This window comes from Acinetobacter sp. M5A5_2a (assembly GCF_053345265.1).
The window spans coordinates 93,085-111,411 of record NZ_JBKEZV010000004.1 but is presented as its reverse complement, the minus strand read 5'-3'; the positions used below and the strand labels follow the sequence as shown (position 1 = coordinate 111,411).

Below are 18,327 nucleotides of genomic sequence, written 5' to 3'. Positions count from 1 at the left end.
CTCCTTACTTAGGCCTCTGAAAGTTCTTGTGCAATTTGCGGATAGTGCTCTTGCAACATATCTACAAATTTTTGCTGGATTTCCTTTAATCGTAAAGGATTATCTGCGTCAAATCTTACTGTAAAATATTCACCAGTATTTGATGCTCGAATAATGCCAAAACCATCATCAAAATCAAGACGTACGCCATCGATTTTACTGATACGAGCACCTAAACGATGACTTAAAATTTCAATATCTTGTAATACATACTTTGGATCGGACTGATACGTACCAATATAGGTATCTTCTGTACAACATCTTTCTGGATAAGGAGCAAACAATTCGGAAATTGTTGTAGCATCAGATTGGGTAAAATATTCCATTACACGTAATGCAGCATATAAACCGTCGTCATAGCCAAAACCACGCCCATCATTAAAAACATAGTGGCCTGCATATTCTCCACCAAAAATGGCGCGTCCATTTGACTGAGATAAATAAGCCCGCAAGAAACTACTTCCCGTACGGATCATTTTTGCTTTTCCACCGAGTTGTTCAACCGTTTTTTGAACCATGCGTGAACATTTCACATCGAAAACGATTTCTTGCTCTGGGTGCTGCTCTAGACACATTTGCGCAAAAAGTGACAACAATCGGTCTGCGGTCAATATCTGGGCTTTTTCATCGACTAAAACAACACGGTCACCATCCCCATCAAGGGCAATGCCAATATCTGCCTGCTGCTCAACAACTGCTTTACGCAAATTAGTTAAATGGGCTGCATGCGAAGGGTCTGGTGCATGGTCTGGAAACTCTCCATTTGGATGGGTTCGTAAAGCAATCACTTCACAGCCCATTTTTTCCAATATTAATTTTGAGCAGTGTCCAGCAGAGCCATGTAAACCATCTAAAACAACTTTTAAAGGACGTTTTAACTGAATATCTTTAAAAATAGCTTGCTGGTATTTTTGACAAAACTCAGCTTTAAATTGAGCCGCCATTAATTCAAGAACAGAAATTGAATGGGCTGGTACATAAGTTTGGGCTTCTTCACCCACCTGCTGAATCATTTCTGGAGACGGCGGTTCACCTTTTAAAATCCACTTAATACCATTATCGGACTTTGGGTTATGGCTTGCAGTCACCATAATGCCATTGCCACCAAAATCTCGCGCAATGTAATACATCATTGGTGATGAACAACAACCAATGTTTGTGACCACTAAACCCTGTTCTATTAAAATTTCTTCAATTAAGTGTGCATAGGCTGGACTTGTGAGACGGGCATCATAGCCAATCACTAATTGAGTTTGTTTTGCTTGTTTGTATTGTTGTGCCAATCCGTAGGCAATCGAACGAACAACGTCCGCGGTTAAGTAAGAAAGTTTGCCTCTAATATCGTAAGCACGAAAAATACTTTTTGGAAATGAGTGTCTTACATTCATAGTATATCTTCTATTTAAAGATCAATCCGATCTATCGCAAAAACATAGATTATTCAAAATTTTTGAAAGGTTTGTTTGCTAAAAAAGTTAAAAGAATATGAGTAAAGCGTGTTGTAATATAATCCATTGTAACATTCAAGATGTAAAAAGAAACGCCTGTTCAACAGGCGTTTGATTTTCGTTAATATTTTCAAAAAACTTATTGTTTGCCTGTGTGACCAAAGCCACCAGCGCCACGTAAAGTTTCTTCAAATTCTTCTACTTGCTCAAATTCAGCCTGCACTACTGGCACTAAAACATATTGTGCCAAGCGCTCACCTGGTTCTAAACGGAAAGTCGTTTGACCGCGGTTCCAAACAGAAACCATCAATTCACCTTGATAATCCGAATCAATTAAACCAACTAAATTGCCAAGCACGATACCGTGTTTATGACCTAAACCTGAACGCGGTAAAATTAAACCAGCAAAATTTACATCATGAATATAAATTGCCATACCTGTTTTCACTAAAACAGTTTGTCCTGGTTCAATATCAATTGCTTCATCGACGCAGGCACGTAAATCTAAACCCGCTGAACCTGCTGTTGCATATGAAGGTAAAGGCCATTCTTTACCTAAACGCGGATCGAGCAATTTCACTTGAACTTTCATGGGATTTCCTAAAAATTAAAAAATTAACGCTTTAATAAAGCTTTTAAATTTGCCAGATATTGTTGAGCCTGTTCTTTAGGGTCAACATTAGCCGCAATTTTCTTTTTACGCCCTAACCACTCCAACTCATCTTGAGGGAGTTCATCAAGGAAACGGCTTGGGGTCATCTGTCTCATCTGCCCGCCATTTTTACGCTGCTCTGCCAAAGTTAAGGTTAAACCTTGTCGTGCACGAGTAATTCCCACGTACATAAGGCGACGTTCTTCTTCAATGGTTTCTGCTGCAATTGAGTTTTTATGCGGTAAAAGTTCTTCCTCTAATCCCATAATATAAACATATGGGAACTCCAAACCTTTTGCCGCATGCAACGTAAGTAAGTTGACTTTGTCTGTATCTTCTTCTTCCTGCTGCTGTTCTAACAGGTCAAGCAGAACCAGTTTTCGAATGACACTTTCAATATTTTTTTCATCAACATCTTCTGCACGATTAATCAGGTTTTGAATACTGTTAAATAAATTCTCGATATTATCGAGTTTACTTTTCTCTTGTGCAGGTGTTGCAGACTGTTCACGAACATAATCCATATAGCCTGCTTCGTTCATCATTTGACGAACTTTAGGCACAGGCTCATCGTCTTCTAGCAATTCACGAGTAAATGTCGCAATAAAGTCGGCAAACTCATGAAGTTGAGTTTCTGCTTTTTTAGGAAGCACCATGCTTAAGCGTTGGTCAGCAGAAGCACCAAGCAAAGACAAATTATTTTCTTGTGAGAATAAACCTAACTTCTCAAGAGTAACCGGCCCAATGGCGCGTTTAGGCGTATTAATAATACGTAAGAAAGCACTGTCATCTTCAGGGTTAATAATAAGACGCAAATAACTCATTACATCTTTAATTTCTGCACGAGCAAAGAAAGATGTACCACCAGAGAGTTTATACGGGATTTGCATCTGACGAAGCTGTGTTTCTAATACACGCGCCTGAAAGTTACCGCGATACAAAACCGCATAATCTTTCCAGTTTTTGCCGTTCATGAGCTTATGAGTAAGTAAGTCTTTTACCACGCGCTCTGCTTCATCATCATCATTACGACACGTAATAATTCTGATGACTTCCCCATGCCCTTTATCACTCCACAATTTCTTATCAAAAATATGTGGGTTATTTTGAATCACACAGTTCGCTGCTTTTAAAATACGGCTCGTTGAACGATAGTTCTGTTCAAGTTTAATAATATGTAAATTTGGGAAATCTTGTTTAAGCAAAGCCATATTTTCAGGCTTAGCCCCACGCCACGCGTAGATCGACTGGTCATCATCACCTACCGCAGTGAACTGCCCCATCACCCCAACTAAAAGCTTGACCAAAATATACTGGGCTGTGTTGGTATCTTGATATTCATCGACCAATAAATAGCGAACACGGTTTTGCCATTTATCACGTACTTCTGCATTTTCTTGCAATAAGCGTGTTGGCATAACAATCAAGTCATCAAAATCAACAGCGTTGTAAGCACGTAAATTACGTTCATAAAGTTGGTAAAGATGCGCAAACTGTACATCTTCAGGTGTTTCACAAGTCGAATGTGCTTGCTCTGGCACGATCAGATCGTTTTTCCAATCTGAAATTTTCTTCATTGCCTTGGCAATTAATTCTTTGCTTTCTGCACCCGACAAATTGTCGCGATGCATCAGATCCATCAAAATACGTTTACAGTCATCTGCATCTAAAATCGAAAAATTAGCTTTTAAAGGTAAATTTTTAAGTTCTAAACGTAAAAGGTTTAAACCAAAAGTATGGAAGGTGGAAACCGATAAGCCTTTTGATTCTTCACGTGACAAAAGCTTGGTCACACGCTCTTTCATTTCACGTGCAGCTTTGTTTGTGAAGGTCATCGCGGTTATACGATGCGCTGGAATACGGCAATGCTGCACCAAATAAGCAATTTTACGAGTAATTACCGATGTTTTACCTGAACCAGCACCAGCAAGCACCAATAAAGGGCCCTGAGTATATTTCATGGCTTCTTCTTGCTTGTTGTTCAATTGACTGGCAGATGACATCGTGTAGTACCTCTTAATTTTTCGAGCATGATTATAGTCATCTCTGTTTTAGAATCCCAATAGTAAATCTACGGATATGTATAAATGATGTCTAATAATGCAATTTATGCGCCGCAGTTTGTCGTGGTTATTTATTATTCATAGTCATAAAAAAACCACCCGAAGGTGGTTTTTAATACAATAATTTAAATCTTATTGTTTTGCATAGATGCTGATTTCTACACGACGGTTTTGTTCACGACCAGAAGCAGTTGAGTTGTCTGCGATTGGGTTAGAAGAACCATAACCTTGTGCATCGATACGGCTAGATGAAAGGCCTTTACCAGCTAAATAGTTTTTAACTGATTGTGCACGTGATTGAGATAACGGAATGTTGATAGAGTCATTACCAGTGTTATCTGTATAACCAGTAACCAAAATCGCGCTCTTGTTATCTTCAGCCAATGTTTGAGCTACTTTGTCTAAAGTTGCATAGAAGTTTGGCTTGATGTTTGATTTGTTTGTATCAAAAGTAATGCTACCAGGCATGATCAATTGAACAGAACCATCTGGATTACGGCCAACGTCTACGCCAGTACCTGCCATTTGTTGACGTAATTTTTTCTCTTTCTGGTCAAGATATACACCACCAGCGGCACCAAGAACTGCACCAATTGCTGCAGCACGGTTGTTTTGACGGCTAGAGTTTGCACTTGATTTAGAAATACCGTAACCAGCAGCTGCGCCAATTAAAGTACCTAATGCGGCTTTATCGTATTCAACGCCACCAAGATTATTACCAGTTGTTTGACAACCAGATAGTACTACTGCTGCCCCTACCACTGTTGAAATAACTAATGCACGCATTGCATGCCTCCTCACTTTGTGTGTTTTGTTGTCTGGATGAATAATGAAACAAAAACGAAGTATAAAACATTGATATTTTGTTAATAATAAACACTTTAGTTACTTTTTTGTAATATTTTGATGCACTTTCAGATGCTAGCTCATCACAATTTCTTCATTGTTGTCTAAGATGTCGTTGTATTTCATATTACGATAGTTATAGTTAAACAACTTTTCTATGGATTTTAGACATTCGGGGTCATTCATATGTCAACTGCACCCAATAAGCAATCTGCGCTAAAAAAAATTACACGTGGACTCACTGTAGGTACAGTCATTACAGGAAGTACGTTTTTTCATGGTCCACCTGTTCTTGCACTAGGTCTGACCAAGCTATTAAAAAAATCATCAAAAGTAGATGAAACTAATATTCAAATTACAAATAGCTGGTTAGGGGTAAATAATTGGTTAATTGACCATGTTTTACCAAATCTAAAGTGGGATATCACGATTGATGAGGGACTTGACCTAAATATGCAAGGTCGTTACCTCATGACGTGTAACCATCAAAGTTGGGTTGATACAACGGTGAATCAATATTTTGGTTTAACCCGTATGCCACTCACCCGCTTTTTTACCAAATGGGAACTTATTTTTATTCCTTTTGTTGGGCAAGCATTTAAAATTTTAGGCTTCCCAATGATGAAACGTCACACCAAAGAACAGGTTGCAAAAAATCCTGAACTCAAAGACCGTGACATGATGGAAGCACGTAAAGCCTGCGAGCAGCTTTTAAGTCAACCATTTACATTATTGAATTATTTAGAAGGTACTCGTTTTACTCAAGAAAAACATGACCAGCAAAAATCACCATATAAGCATTTACTTAAACCTAAAGCTGGTGGTTTAGCCCTTGCATTAAATATCTTGGGTGACAAAATTGATGCCTTGGTTGATATGACGATTGTCTACCCTAATGGCGTACCCGGATATAGTAATTTCTGGCTAGGTGATGTTTCAAAAATTGCGGTAAATTTGCGTAAAATTGAAATTCCAGATTGGGTTCTTGGTGGAAACTATGAAGACGACGCGGTTTACCGTGAACGTTTCCAGCAATGGGTTCATGAAATTTGGACCGAAAAAGATCAACTTATTGAGCAAATGAAATCTCAATATCTCACTACAAACCTTTAAAAAGCACTCGTTATTATGCAAAACAGTTCTGGGAAAAAAACGAAATATCACCATGTCGACCCAAACAGTCTTTCATTTAAGCTGTTTTTGATCTATGACATCTTTATGGTGTTCATTATCATTTTTAACCTGTTCTGTCTGGCTGCAAATTTCTTTTTAATGAGCAGTATTGGGGCATGGTTCTTCGAACACATTCATTTGCCCCAAATTGTGAGCTTTTACCGTAATTCCCTTCACCCATGGGTCATCACATCAGAAGCATGGTTTATTGGTTTTTTAATTGTTGAGTTACTTGTCCGCTGGGGCATTGCCATTATTTATAATCATCATAAACGTTGGTTCTTTTTCCCTTTTATTCACTGGTATGAAATTTTAGCCATTATTCCTCAGCTTCGTTTTTTAAGATTATTTCGAGCTGGGATTATTGCTTATCGCTTACATGAGCTGGGCTACCCGGTTGTTCCGCCAAGCTGGCGAAAGACAGGTTTATTTTACTATCGCGTCGTGATGGAAGAGCTGTCCGATCGTGTTGTTATTACGGTAATTGATGGTATTCGATATGAACTTGAAACCAGTTCTAGCCATAAACAAATTATTCACGACTTGGTTAATCATCATCGTGAACAATTTACTGTCACCCTAACAGCATTATTACAAGAGTCCTTAGCAACTGCTTTAAAAGAACAAAAGCCAGCAATTACAAAAGGCGTTGGGAAAATTGTAGATCAGGCCATAGTAGATACCCCTGAACTAACCCAATTATTACGCTTAATTCCTTTAGTTGGCAGTCGTATTGAACAGCAAATTCAAAGCATTGGTCAAAGATTAGGTGAGAATATTAGTGCAGGTCTAATTGAGCCTCTCATTGAAAATTCATCAACTCATCCAAATCCGACTTATCAATTAATTTCTCAAAAAGTGAGTGAAATAAATATTAATAATCGTCAGCTTGAGCAATTGGTTGAATCTGTCGTGTTCGAGACACTCGAGTCTGTACGAAAACAAGTCAAGGTCAAACAATGGCAACAAACGCTTGCGGAGTATGATCGAATCAAAGAATAAGCATTTACTTAATTTTTTATGAATCTCGCTAGAGAATTGGCACAAATTGTTCTAGCATTTGCCCTATTTACAATAAACTTAACGCTATTACAGCTCGTTTAACGCCTTGAAGGAAGACTTATGGCTGATATACGGATTACCGGCAGAATGGTTAACTTTAGCAGGATAACCTTCGATACCAATGATCATGATGTGATCCGCCAGCAATTATCAAATATATTAAATGAAGGTTCCTATCAGGGAACTTTAGTGATTATTGACAGTACAGTTGAGCAAGAATTAATTGCATTAATTCAACTTCTGGTGAGCTTAGGTTTGCAACCTATGGCGGTAATCGATGGTATTTTAGGAGATGAAGCTCGCGCTATTCAATTCCCTGTTTTACCGGCAGATCAACCATTACAGCGTATTAAAGCCACAACCGAACAAGTGGCGATTGTAGAAAAACCGGCTACCGCTCCTGCCTCGTCTTCAGCAGAAACAAAAAAACCACTAAACAAGATAGCGGTTGCCCATATTACCTCTTATCATGATGAAATTTTGCGTACAGGCCAATCCCTCGTACAAGATAACGGCGATATTATTTTGAAAGCTGGCATGAATAGTGGTTCTGAAGTTATTGCATCAGGAAATATACATATTTATGGCACAGTTCGTGGTAGAGTCATTGCTGGTGCGGGCGGGCACGCAGCTGCACGCATTTTTTGCCAATCTTTAGAGGCTGAGCTCGTTTCCATTGCCGGAACGTATTGTGTCGCAGATGATATCCCTAAACATGTGGTAAAAAAGCCAGTACATATATATTTAAATGAAAAGCAAGAGCTTGAATTTGAAGCGATTGAACTTTAGTTTATTAAGTAAATCACCAAAAAACAGCCCTTTTAAGGGTGTATGACCATAATAGGAGTGGATTCGGTGGCCAAAATTGTTGTCGTAACATCAGGCAAAGGTGGTGTAGGTAAAACTACAACGAGCGCATCTTTTGCAACAGGTTTAGCCCTTCGTGGTCATAAAACTGTTGTGATTGATTTTGATGTAGGCTTACGTAACCTTGATTTGATTATGGGTTGTGAGCGTCGTGTTGTTTATGATTTTGTCAATGTTATTAACAACGAAGCACGTCTACAGCAAGCCCTTATTCGTGATAAAGATATCGAAAACCTTTATATTTTACCGGCTTCACAAACACGTGATAAAGATGCGTTGAGCGACGAAGGTGTTGCTCGTGTTATTGATGAGCTATCTCAAGAATTTGATTACGTTATTTGTGACTCACCTGCTGGTATTGAGCGTGGTGCGATTTTAGCCATGTATCATGCAGATGAAGCAATCATTGTAACGAACCCTGAAATCTCTTCAGTACGTGACTCTGACCGCATTATTGGTATGTTAGATAGCAAAACCAAAAAAGTTGAACAAAACGAAGGACGTATACGTAAACATTTATGTATTACTCGTTTTAACCCTGAACGTGCTGACCGTCAGGAAATGCTAACAATTGATGATATTTCTAAAGATATTCTACGCGTACCGACATTAGGTGTTATTCCAGAATGTCCAAGTGTATTACAAGCATCAAACGAGGGTAAGCCAGTAATTCTATATTCAGAAACTAAAGCTGGTCAGGGTTATGATGATTTGGTTGCACGCTTTCTTGGCGAAGACCGTCCTTATCGACACATCACAGCTCAACCTAAAGGCTGGTTAGCACGACTATTTGGAGCGTAGTTATGGCAGGATTCTGGAGTAAATTATTTAGCAGTGACGAAAAGCCATCAAGTGCTCAAACTGCAAAAGATCGTTTGAAAGTTATTGTTGCTTCTGAACAAGGTTTAGGCCGCCGTTTAAGCCAAGACAAGATTGATCAGATGAAGAAAGAAATCATGCAAGTGGTCAGTCGTTATGTAAGTGGTGTAGGTGAACAGCATATCCAAATGCAGGTTCGCTCTGAAGCAAATATCGAAATGTTAGAAATGAATATCAATTTACCTGAAGAACGATAATTCTATTTCTGACTATTCAATAAAACAGAATCAAGGCAAAATAACGCAAGTTATTTTGCCTTTTTTAAAACTGAGGAGATTGTCATGGCATTATCACAGCCAGCAACTTTCAATGAAGAATGGTCCGATGAGCGTGTTTTTGCCTACCTCAACCAACTTCCGCCAACGGGTGTGAACGCAGATTTTCATGTGCTCTACCATGCATTCAAACATATGCGACCAACAGACTATGAACGTCTTTTGACTCAATTTATTGCGGACGGACGCGATATTAATGCCAAAGGCCCTGAAGGCCAACGCATCCATGATGTGATTGCCAAATTTCCACGTCAATCGGCACCCTTTTTAGAAGTTCTAGCAAAGTTTGCTTAAAAATAAAAAGCCTCTTAAAGAGGCTTTTTTCTTACCTAAATTTATCGATTGCCAATCAGGAAAATACCAAACACCGTAAAAATGCCACCTGAAATACCATCAATCCATTTTGAAAAATTACGATAAGCGGATCGAAAACTCGGTAATGAGAAAATAAAAGTCACAAAGCAGAACCATAAAATCGTTTCAACCGTGACAATAATAAAGAGTAACCAATGAACTTGATCAAGTTGAGGATTGGCTAAAAATAAAGAGAAAACACTACCAAAATAAATAACAGCCTTAGGATTTGATAGATTCGTTATAAGACCTTTAATAAAAAATAAGTAAGGTGCTTTGGGTAGCTCGACAGCAACAACATCTTCTTGCTGATTTTTTGAAAATGCTGAACGTAACATTTGATAGCCCAGCCAACATAGATATAAGCCACCAGCAATGAGTAAACCTTGCTTTAACCAAGCCATTTTCTCAAAAATAAGATTTAATCCCATCAGTGCCAAACAAGCCCAAAACATAACACCTGCTGTTATGCCAGCAACCACTAACATAGCGTCTTTACGTGATCGACTAATCGCTGTTTGAGATACAAGGAAAAAATCAGGCCCTGGAGTAATAAGTGCACAAAAATGGATAAAAGCTAAAGTAATCAGAGCGAGTAACATGTTTTCCTCCAGATTTAATTCATTGTTATTTATTTAGGAAAAATACATTAGCATTTTTTACTATACGATAAAATCTTTAAGTCATTTTATGGAAATGTTTATTTTTATTTAAATCATAAAAAAAGCCTCCGAAGAGGCTTTTTAGCTATTTCATATTAAACCAATATATCTCGCTTACCATTAGGGCCCATTGCGCTCACAATGCCATTCTCTTCCATTTGGTCAATGATACGGGCAGCACGGTTATAGCCAAGGCTAAATTTACGCTGTAGCGATGAAGTAGAAGCTTTACGTGTTTCTAAGACAAATGAAACACATTGGTCATAAAGTGCATCACGGTCAGAACCACCCTCACCCTCTTCAAAACCACGTGAAGTTTGTTCTTCATCAAATGGAGTCAAGATTTCGTCGACATAATCCGGTTCACCACGTTCACGCCAAGCATCACAAATGCGGTTTACTTCATCATCACTAATGAATGCACCATGCACACGCTCAGGTTCGATTTTACCAGGCCCCAAGAACAGCATATCACCATGGCCTAACAGATCTTCGGCACCACCTGCATCCAAAATCGTACGCGAGTCAATTTTACTGTTTACACGTAATGCTACACGCGTTGGAATATTGGCTTTAATCAAACCCGTGATCACATCAACAGATGGGCGTTGAGTTGCAAGCAATAGGTGAATACCAGCAGCACGAGATTTTTGCGCTAAACGCGTAATCATTTCTTCTGCTTTTTTACCGACCTGCATAATCATGTCGGCGAACTCATCTGCCACAATCACAATAGATGGTAACGGTGTTAAACGAGGCGCACGTTCTTGAGTTGCCGAGTCACTTGGTTTCCAAGTTGGATCAATTAGATCTTCCCCATTCGCAATTGCTTCTTCAACTTTACGGTTGTAGTCACTTAATTTACGAATTTTAAGAAATGACATCAGCTTATAGCGACGTTCCATCTCATTCACACACCAGTTCAACGCGCTTACTGCATCTTTCATGTCAGTAACAACTGGAGTTAATAAATGTGGAATATCATTATAGTTTGCAAGTTCTAGCTGTTTCGGATCGATTAAAATCAAACGCAACTGGTCAGGTGTATATTTCAGCAACATCGATAAAATCATCGAGTTTACCGCAACCGATTTACCCGAACCTGTTGTACCAGCAACTAACATGTGCGGTGCTTTCGCTAAATCAGTTAATACAGGATTACCTGAAATATCTTTACCCATTGCCATACTGATTAATGCACTTGGGTCTCGATAGGTTGGCGTTTCCAATAGCTCAATCAAACGTACCATTTCACGGGCACTGTTTGGCACTTCAATACCAATATATGGTTTACCCGGAATAACCTCTACCACACGCACAGAAGCCATCGACATTGAACGGGCTAAGTCACGTGAGATATTCGTTACCTTAGATGCTTTAACCCCTGGTGCTAAATCTAACTCAAAACGGGTTACTACTGGCCCTGGCTGAGCTTCAACCACTTGAGCCTTAACATTAAATTCTTGTAACTTAATTTCAAGTAATTCAGATAAGCGTGAAAGCTGTTCTTCAGTAAAGTTAACTTTCTTATTCGGATCAACCTTATCAAGCAGCTCAAGGCCAGGTAAAGTTGGCAAATCCAAACGCTTCTTGGCAACCTGCATTGCACGAGACATTGGTCGACCAGCTGCATCTGTTAATGGCGCATCTAAATCGAAATCATCTTCATCAATATCAGGATTTTCCAGAGGTTTGCCTGCGGTTTCCTGCCACGCCTCAATAAACTCTTCTTTTGAAAGTTTATCTGCCTGAATTGTCGTTTGAATAGGAGCTTTTACAAATGCTGAAGATTGCGCATAACTACTTGCTCTGACAGGTTCTGCTGGCGCAATATCTTCATCTATTAATAAATCATCAAAGTCTTCAAAAACTTGTTCATTTGATAAATTTTTAGGCGACTGATTTACATTCGATAAAGGTGAAGAAGTTTCTTTCGCAATATTCACCGATTGTGAAGTAGGTTCTGGATCTACATGTTGCTCTTGAACAAATGGTGTATGCACATCTGTTGCAGTTTTGCTGTTTGGAACCGCAGCGAGTAATTCATCAAAAATCTCATCATCATTCCAATCAAGACCATGTAAGTCTTGTTTAGGTGTAGGTTGAGTTTGATGAACTTGAGAAATTGTTTGCTGGAATTGCTCATGAGCAGGAGCTTGTTCTGTTGAATCATCAGCTGCTCTCAAAAGTGCATCAATTTCTTGCTTATGGCTCACATCATCACGTTGTAAAGCCCGCCATACTTCACCAGTAGCAACTAAACGTTGGCTGTCTTTTTCAAGCTTATGGGCTTGCTCAAGTGTATGCTCGAAGTTTTGAGTATTTGCAACGGGTGTATCAACTACAGGTTCAGGTCGGCTCTGCTCTTTTGCTAACACATCGGCAAATAAACGCTCAGCAACCGCATCATGTCGTGTTGCCGCAGATTGTGGTTGAGTACTTTCAGATTGGACTGATGCTACTTTCTCATTTGAAGCATTTGTCTCTGCATTTTCTGCAACTTTAACCGCGGCTGCTTTATTAGCAGGCTGAGTTGTTAAATCATAATCCGATTCGTTCGGTGATACGTTTTTATAAAATAAATCTTGTAAATAACTTGGTGTCGCTTTAAGCGTAATCCATGTTTTGCTCCATTGCACCCCAAATGCAAGAGTAAACAAGACCACTCCGAAAACCAGTAAAAATAAGGTCGCACCGTAAATCGTTAGCAATTGAGATAAGCTCTGACCTAACTCGTAACCAATAATACCCCCCGCTGCATTATCTAAAGTATCAGCAGGCACATTCCAGTGTAAATAAAGTAGGCTAGACACAACCAGAATTAAAAAGAATTGTGCAGCATAACGAAATGGGCGGTTTAAAAAACTACGCGGCCACCACACCTGAATTGCTTCAATGAAAAGGAAAATTGGAATAAGCAAACTTGCCCATCCTAAAAAACCAAACAGCAAATCTGCAATCCATGCACCAGCAATACCACTTGCATTGGATACTTGCTGAGTATCACTGGAAATATGCATCCAGCCCGGGTCAAATGGTGTATATGTTACTGTTGCCAGAAACATATAAATGCCAAAAGAAACCAAGAATAATGTCATCAATAAGCGCTGTGCATAAACACTCGACACCGCAGTCATATACTGTCCTGTAACCCATTTAATTATTGGTTTAGAGATGTGAAGAACTACACTCAGATCTTCAACGAATGAACTTTATATTATGCACCTGTTCTTACAAAAAAGGTGCATGATTCTTTACAGTTGTTGTTAACATGAGCCACTTCTATATTGTTATATAACTTAATTCGATTGACCTGATCAATATTATCCACATTGATTTAGCGCTATTGATCGACAAATTCACGTATAATTTTCAAAATTCTCGAAATAAATAAGGATACCCTCAATGAGTGCTCGTCATTCTCGGTTAATTATTCTCGGTTCTGGTCCTGCTGGTTATAGTGCAGCTGTCTATGCGGCACGTGCCAACCTTAAACCTACTTTAATTGCAGGTTTACAACTAGGTGGCCAACTTACAACAACAACCGAAGTTGACAACTGGCCGGGCGATCCTGAAGGTTTAACAGGTCCTGCATTAATGGATCGTATGCAAGCACATGCTGAACGCTTTGGTACAGAACTCGTCTATGACCATATTAACGAAGTGGACTTAAATGTACGTCCTTTTGTTCTTAAAGGTGATATGGAAGAGTACACATGTGACGCTTTGATTATTGCAACTGGTGCTACGGCTCAGTACCTTGGTCTAGAGTCTGAACAGAAATTTATGGGCCAAGGCGTAAGTGCCTGTGCAACATGTGATGGTTTCTTCTACAAAAATCAAAAAGTGATGGTTGTAGGTGGTGGTAACACTGCAGTTGAAGAAGCGCTTTATTTATCAAATATTGCTGCACATGTAACGCTAGTACACCGCCGTGATAGTTTACGTTCTGAAAAGATTTTGCAAGATCATTTATTTGCCAAAGAAAAAGAAGGCAAAATCAGCATTATCTGGAATCATGAAGTTGAAGAAGTATTGGGTGACAATACTGGCGTAACAAGTGTTCGCCTTAAATCAACTCAAGATGACTCTAAGCAAGACATAGAAGTTCATGGTCTATTCGTTGCAATCGGTCATAAACCGAACACTGCAATGTTTGATGGTCAATTAAACTTACGTGATGGCTATATTCAAGTGCAAAGCGGCACTTCAGGTAATGCAACAGCAACTTCTGTAGCTGGTGTATTTGCTGCTGGTGACGTAGCTGACAGTATTTATCGTCAAGCCATTACTTCTGCTGGGTCTGGTTGTATGGCGGCACTTGATGCTGAAAAATATCTAGATAATCTCGGTTAATTCAATTAACACAAAAGACATTCAATGCTCTATTGAATGTCTTTTTTAATAGGGTTTTATTTCATCATATTTTCAAAATAGTCCAAATGCGTAAAACGTCCCGACCTCGTCTGATATTGGTCAATCTGAGGAACTAACCGTTGAAAGTGTTCAGACTGGACATGTCGATCTAATGCGGCTCGATCTACCCATTCTTCAATAAAAACAAAATGTCCTAAATTTTTTATATCATGATATAAATCGTACGCAATACACCCTTCTTCACATCTCGTTTTTTCAACGAGTTCTTGATAAAGCGGTAAAACAAAATCAATTTTTTTAATATCAATAAAATCTTCTGCAATAAGTTTTAGCATTACGTAAACCTTTTCTTTTCATTCCTTCATGCTAAAGATGAACAATAAAAATTGTCAATGAAGCTCAGTTACGTTAATTTTGAATCATTCTATTTCATTTTATCTTCTATGCAGAAACTTCCACTTTCTCAATTCATTTTCCCTGACCCCATTGAATCTGATCCGGATGGTCATGGTTTAATTTGTATTGGTGCTGATCTCTCCCCTTCTACTCTCTATGAAGCGTACACCCATGGATTATTTCCGTGGTTTAATGAAGATGAACCCATTTGTTGGTGGAGTCCCGAACCTCGTTGTGTGATCTACCCTCAAAATTACAAGCCGAGCAAGTCACTACTTAGAAATATGAAAAAATATGACTATGCGATTACGGTTAATCACGCCTTCGAAGAAGTTATTCGCTCATGTTCTCTACCAAGAAGTTATGCAGATGAAACATGGATTAGCGAAGATATTATTCAGGGCTACTGTGAGATGTTTAAAGCTGGCTATGGATATAGTGTGGAGGTTTGGGAACAAGATAAACTTGTTGGAGGTTTGTACGGCATTACGATTGGCAAAGGATGCTTCGGTGAGTCAATGTTTAGTAATGAAACTGATGTTTCAAAAATGGCTTTTTATACATTAATGCTGATTGGACAAGAAAATCAGCTCCCTTGGGTAGACTGCCAACTTGTAAATAGTCACTTAATTAGCTTGGGCGCTTGTACACTTTCTCGTCAAGACTACTTAAAATCGTTACAAGATGTAATTATTCACCCCTCTATCAATTGGAAAAAGTATCAAGAACGTGTATTTTCAAGTAAAACAATAGCATTAGATGCAAAATTAATGGAATGATAACAGGAGGGACCAATCATGAAATCATATCACCCGAAGTCCCTTTTAAATGATCTGCAGTATTATATTACTCCACCTCATGATTGCAGCTACCTAGAAAATAAATCGGCGCGCATGGTGTTTTTAGACCCTATTCATCGGATTGATGTGGTCACTCTTTCAGAACTTTCTCGTTTAGGATTTCGTCGTAGCGGTGACTTCGTTTATCGCCCTGAATGCCATTTATGTAGACAATGTTTGTCTTGTCGTGTTCCAGTTGCCGACTTCCAAATGAATGGAATGCAAAAAAAAGCATGGAAACGAAATCAAGACCTCACCATGACTATTTTGCCTACTCAGCAAGCGGCACAAATTCATTACGATTTATATGAACGCTATATTAATGAACGCCATGCTGATGGCGATATGTTTCCACCTAGCTTAGACCAGTTTGAAAAGTTTTTAGTACATAGTTGTACAGATAGCTTTTTTCTTGAGCTTTGGAAAGATAACCGTTTAATCAGTGTGTCTACCTGCGATCTAATGGATGATGGGCTATCTGCGGTTTATACTTTCTTCGATCCAGATGAGCACCGAAGATCACTTGGTGTGTACTCTATTCTTAACCAAATCGAATATGTTAAATCGCTTGGTTTAGAATATCTTTATTTAGGCTATTGGGTACCCCACTCAGCCAAAATGAATTATAAATCGCAATATACCCCTTTAGAACTTCTATTAGATGGACAATGGCGTCGCTTAAACAGATCCTTATCACCAGAAGAAATACAACAGTTAGGTACCTCTCTGATGACAACGCTACCTTCTGAATGGAATAATTTAATTATTAAATGATTTTAATCCTGTCTTTTTGTTAGGTCAGCAACTAGACAGGAGTTTTAAAATAACGATGCAAAATCATCGGTACAGGTTTTTACCATAATTACAGCATGTTCACGCCCACCTTCTCGGGTAGGATAATAATTACGACGTAGATCTATTTGGTGAAAACCTGTTTTCTCATACAGACCAATTGCTGCCTTATTACTTTCGCGAACCTCTAAAAATATTTGTACTGGCTGATTTTTTAACTGATCAATTGATGCATTTAATAACGCATACCCGAGACCTTGTCCTTGCATTTTAGGATCAACTGCCATGAGTAATAGATTCGCTTCATCTAGCACTGGCTGTAAAATACAAAACCCAACTACTCTATTTTGTGACTCAATGACTGTACAGTGGTAGGAATTCAGAGATTCAACAAATTGCTGTCTTGACCATGGATGTGTTTGCACTGATTTTTCGATTTGTACAACAATATCAATATCAGTGTTTTGCATAGTACGAATCATGAGTTCCAACACAATCAGAGTTTTAAAGGAATGCGTATTATAAAAACTTCACAAGAAAAAACGAGCAAAAAAAAAGGACAATTAAATTGTCCTTTTTTATCGTTCTTTTTAAAGACCTAACTTTTCACGCCAAGTTGCCAGCAATGCTGTAGTGTCAGAATCATTTGGATGAAATTTTGGTCTTAAGAAATCAAGTAACTCTGGAATCTGACGAGTCATAAAACCTTTACGACCATACATGAACTTAAGCATGTATTTAGTATCTTTCCAAGTTAATTTTCCATCGGTTTTTAATAGCTTGGCAGTAAAATGCGTCTGCGTTGCAAAAATTAATGCCATTGCAATGATTAAAGCCGTTGAACGCATAAAATAAGCTTTTGGTCCTTGTCCATACATACTTGTATACACATCAAATGCCACAGCTTTATGCTCATTTTCTTCTATCGCATGCCACATCCACAAATGATACATCGTGTCATCTTGGAACATCGCTTGAATTTCAGGGTTTTGTAAAAGTTCAGCTGCAATGGTAGATGTGAAATGCTCTAAAGCACACGTTCCGGTCAAATCAATCATTTCTTTGGTATAACCAAAAGGTTTCATTAATTTAGTGACAACAGCAGTACCCACCTTAATAACAGTACCAGTCTGTTTTTCCATATGACGGACATCATACCCATAAGCTTGTGCTGAAGCATTAAAAGCAAGATGCTCTTTTGAATGCATAGCTTCTTGACCAATAAAGGCGCTAATTTCTTTTTGAAGATCGGGATCTGCAAGTTTTGGGTCATTTCGCACAGCACGCGTGCTATTTACAAAGAACTGTTCACCTTCTGGAAAAAGGGCCGATAATGCTGTCATAAAATGGGTTAATCCTGCATCATAATTTGCCCAATAACGAGGGACCTGAGCAAATTCAAAGTCCATACGACGAACAGGGAAACTAGCACCAGCACGATTTGAAATATTTACTTTAGCATTCATCTCAGACTCCTTTTAAGTGAATAGCTAATTCACATATAACTTTATTTATTTTCTTAATATTTATAATCATACGTCTTTCAATGTGCCAATTAAGTGCAGATGAGGACAGAGAAATATCAGATGAGGTCATTAATCAC

At 38.6% G+C, this 18,327-nt stretch carries 18 protein-coding genes; 9 read left to right on the top strand and 9 right to left on the bottom strand.

Annotated features, from left to right (window positions below; genetic code table 11):
* Nucleotides 1-8: 8 nt before the first annotated feature.
* The 4 genes from ACLBWE_RS07315 to ACLBWE_RS07300 all read right to left on the bottom strand — a co-directional run bounded on the left by ACLBWE_RS07315 (nucleotide 9) and on the right by ACLBWE_RS07300 (nucleotide 4,988).
* A complete protein-coding gene (locus ACLBWE_RS07315; protein WP_348950141.1) occupies nucleotides 9-1,427 on the bottom strand; it encodes a phosphomannomutase/phosphoglucomutase in 1,419 nt (472 codons plus the stop codon).
* Between the two features lie 199 nt (nucleotides 1,428-1,626).
* A complete protein-coding gene (gene dut, locus ACLBWE_RS07310; RefSeq protein WP_003653255.1) occupies nucleotides 1,627-2,079 on the bottom strand; it encodes a dUTP diphosphatase in 453 nt (150 codons plus the stop codon).
* Between the two features lie 23 nt (nucleotides 2,080-2,102).
* Nucleotides 2,103-4,142, bottom strand: a complete 2,040-nt coding sequence (locus ACLBWE_RS07305; RefSeq protein ID WP_005042641.1) for a UvrD-helicase domain-containing protein — start codon at nucleotides 4,140-4,142, stop codon at nucleotides 2,103-2,105.
* Nucleotides 4,143-4,334: 192 nt separating this feature from the next.
* The gene (locus tag ACLBWE_RS07300; protein WP_045434762.1) at nucleotides 4,335-4,988 is read right to left on the bottom strand and encodes an OmpA family protein; all 654 of its coding nucleotides are present in this window, start codon (nucleotides 4,986-4,988) and stop codon (nucleotides 4,335-4,337) included.
* 246 nt (nucleotides 4,989-5,234) lie between these two features.
* Here ACLBWE_RS07300 and ACLBWE_RS07295 point away from each other — a divergent pair, with 246 nt between their 5' ends.
* From ACLBWE_RS07295 to ACLBWE_RS07270, 6 genes are all read left to right on the top strand, one after another.
* On the top strand, nucleotides 5,235-6,161 hold the full coding sequence (locus tag ACLBWE_RS07295) for an acyltransferase (RefSeq protein WP_133746652.1): 927 nt from the start codon (nucleotides 5,235-5,237) through the stop codon (nucleotides 6,159-6,161).
* A gap of 15 nt (nucleotides 6,162-6,176) precedes the next feature.
* Nucleotides 6,177-7,223, top strand: a complete 1,047-nt coding sequence (locus ACLBWE_RS07290) for a preprotein translocase subunit SecA (RefSeq protein ID WP_447602002.1) — start codon at nucleotides 6,177-6,179, stop codon at nucleotides 7,221-7,223.
* A gap of 120 nt (nucleotides 7,224-7,343) precedes the next feature.
* A complete protein-coding gene (gene minC, locus ACLBWE_RS07285) occupies nucleotides 7,344-8,072 on the top strand; it encodes a septum site-determining protein MinC (protein WP_004641649.1) in 729 nt (242 codons plus the stop codon).
* Between the two features lie 66 nt (nucleotides 8,073-8,138).
* Entirely contained in the window at nucleotides 8,139-8,951 is an 813-nt protein-coding gene (gene minD, locus ACLBWE_RS07280) for a septum site-determining protein MinD (protein WP_004641647.1), read from the top strand.
* A 2-nt stretch (nucleotides 8,952-8,953) separates the two neighbouring features.
* Nucleotides 8,954-9,226, top strand: coding sequence for a cell division topological specificity factor MinE (gene minE, locus ACLBWE_RS07275; protein WP_003653273.1), 273 nt, complete (start codon nucleotides 8,954-8,956; stop codon nucleotides 9,224-9,226).
* An 84-nt stretch (nucleotides 9,227-9,310) separates the two neighbouring features.
* Complete coding sequence (locus ACLBWE_RS07270) at nucleotides 9,311-9,598, top strand: PA4642 family protein (RefSeq protein ID WP_045434768.1); 288 nt, start codon at nucleotides 9,311-9,313, stop codon at nucleotides 9,596-9,598.
* Between the two features lie 41 nt (nucleotides 9,599-9,639).
* Here ACLBWE_RS07270 and rhtC read toward each other — a convergent pair whose 3' ends face one another.
* Both rhtC and ACLBWE_RS07260 read right to left on the bottom strand, forming a co-directional pair.
* A complete protein-coding gene (rhtC, locus tag ACLBWE_RS07265) occupies nucleotides 9,640-10,260 on the bottom strand; it encodes a threonine export protein RhtC (RefSeq protein WP_004641642.1) in 621 nt (206 codons plus the stop codon).
* 155 nt (nucleotides 10,261-10,415) lie between these two features.
* Entirely contained in the window at nucleotides 10,416-13,457 is a 3,042-nt protein-coding gene (locus ACLBWE_RS07260) for a DNA translocase FtsK (protein ID WP_447601998.1), read from the bottom strand.
* Between the two features lie 268 nt (nucleotides 13,458-13,725).
* On the opposite strand from ACLBWE_RS07260, the gene trxB reads away from it, so the two are divergent.
* Nucleotides 13,726-14,676, top strand: a complete 951-nt coding sequence (gene trxB, locus ACLBWE_RS07255) for a thioredoxin-disulfide reductase (protein ID WP_045434773.1) — start codon at nucleotides 13,726-13,728, stop codon at nucleotides 14,674-14,676.
* Nucleotides 14,677-14,732: 56 nt separating this feature from the next.
* Here trxB and ACLBWE_RS07250 read toward each other — a convergent pair whose 3' ends face one another.
* Nucleotides 14,733-15,032, bottom strand: coding sequence for a putative quinol monooxygenase (locus ACLBWE_RS07250; protein ID WP_045434775.1), 300 nt, complete (start codon nucleotides 15,030-15,032; stop codon nucleotides 14,733-14,735).
* A 108-nt stretch (nucleotides 15,033-15,140) separates the two neighbouring features.
* On the opposite strand from ACLBWE_RS07250, the gene aat reads away from it, so the two are divergent.
* Nucleotides 15,141-15,872: a leucyl/phenylalanyl-tRNA--protein transferase gene (aat, locus tag ACLBWE_RS07245; protein ID WP_205470144.1), complete on the top strand. Its 732-nt coding sequence runs from the start codon at nucleotides 15,141-15,143 to the stop codon at nucleotides 15,870-15,872.
* An 18-nt stretch (nucleotides 15,873-15,890) separates the two neighbouring features.
* Nucleotides 15,891-16,706, top strand: a complete 816-nt coding sequence (locus ACLBWE_RS07240) for an arginyltransferase (protein ID WP_004641630.1) — start codon at nucleotides 15,891-15,893, stop codon at nucleotides 16,704-16,706.
* Between the two features lie 44 nt (nucleotides 16,707-16,750).
* Here the strand turns inward: ACLBWE_RS07240 and rimI are convergent, their stop codons facing one another.
* A complete protein-coding gene (gene rimI / locus ACLBWE_RS07235) occupies nucleotides 16,751-17,206 on the bottom strand; it encodes a ribosomal protein S18-alanine N-acetyltransferase (RefSeq protein WP_447601994.1) in 456 nt (151 codons plus the stop codon).
* Between the two features lie 108 nt (nucleotides 17,207-17,314).
* Nucleotides 17,315-18,190 (bottom strand): metal-dependent hydrolase, encoded by an 876-nt coding sequence (locus ACLBWE_RS07230; protein WP_348950125.1) that lies wholly within the window; start codon nucleotides 18,188-18,190, stop codon nucleotides 17,315-17,317.
* Nucleotides 18,191-18,327: the final 137 nt, after the last annotated feature.

Coding starts and splice junctions, on each gene's coding strand:
- trxB (WP_045434773.1), top strand. CDS start 13,726: ATGAGTGCTCGTCATTCTCGGTTAATTATTCTCGGTTCTGGTCCTGCT.
- ACLBWE_RS07250 (WP_045434775.1), bottom strand. CDS start 15,032: ATGCTAAAACTTATTGCAGAAGATTTTATTGATATTAAAAAAATTGAT.
- ACLBWE_RS07230 (WP_348950125.1), bottom strand. CDS start 18,190: ATGAATGCTAAAGTAAATATTTCAAATCGTGCTGGTGCTAGTTTCCCT.
- rhtC (WP_004641642.1), bottom strand. CDS start 10,260: ATGTTACTCGCTCTGATTACTTTAGCTTTTATCCATTTTTGTGCACTT.
- ACLBWE_RS07240 (WP_004641630.1), top strand. CDS start 15,891: ATGAAATCATATCACCCGAAGTCCCTTTTAAATGATCTGCAGTATTAT.
- dut (WP_003653255.1), bottom strand. CDS start 2,079: ATGAAAGTTCAAGTGAAATTGCTCGATCCGCGTTTAGGTAAAGAATGG.
- ACLBWE_RS07260 (WP_447601998.1), bottom strand. CDS start 13,457: ATGACTGCGGTGTCGAGTGTTTATGCACAGCGCTTATTGATGACATTA.
- ACLBWE_RS07300 (WP_045434762.1), bottom strand. CDS start 4,988: ATGCGTGCATTAGTTATTTCAACAGTGGTAGGGGCAGCAGTAGTACTA.
- minC (WP_004641649.1), top strand. CDS start 7,344: ATGGCTGATATACGGATTACCGGCAGAATGGTTAACTTTAGCAGGATA.
- ACLBWE_RS07270 (WP_045434768.1), top strand. CDS start 9,311: ATGGCATTATCACAGCCAGCAACTTTCAATGAAGAATGGTCCGATGAG.
- ACLBWE_RS07295 (WP_133746652.1), top strand. CDS start 5,235: ATGTCAACTGCACCCAATAAGCAATCTGCGCTAAAAAAAATTACACGT.
- ACLBWE_RS07305 (WP_005042641.1), bottom strand. CDS start 4,142: ATGTCATCTGCCAGTCAATTGAACAACAAGCAAGAAGAAGCCATGAAA.
- aat (WP_205470144.1), top strand. CDS start 15,141: ATGCAGAAACTTCCACTTTCTCAATTCATTTTCCCTGACCCCATTGAA.
- minE (WP_003653273.1), top strand. CDS start 8,954: ATGGCAGGATTCTGGAGTAAATTATTTAGCAGTGACGAAAAGCCATCA.
- ACLBWE_RS07290 (WP_447602002.1), top strand. CDS start 6,177: ATGCAAAACAGTTCTGGGAAAAAAACGAAATATCACCATGTCGACCCA.
- rimI (WP_447601994.1), bottom strand. CDS start 17,206: ATGATTCGTACTATGCAAAACACTGATATTGATATTGTTGTACAAATC.
- ACLBWE_RS07315 (WP_348950141.1), bottom strand. CDS start 1,427: ATGAATGTAAGACACTCATTTCCAAAAAGTATTTTTCGTGCTTACGAT.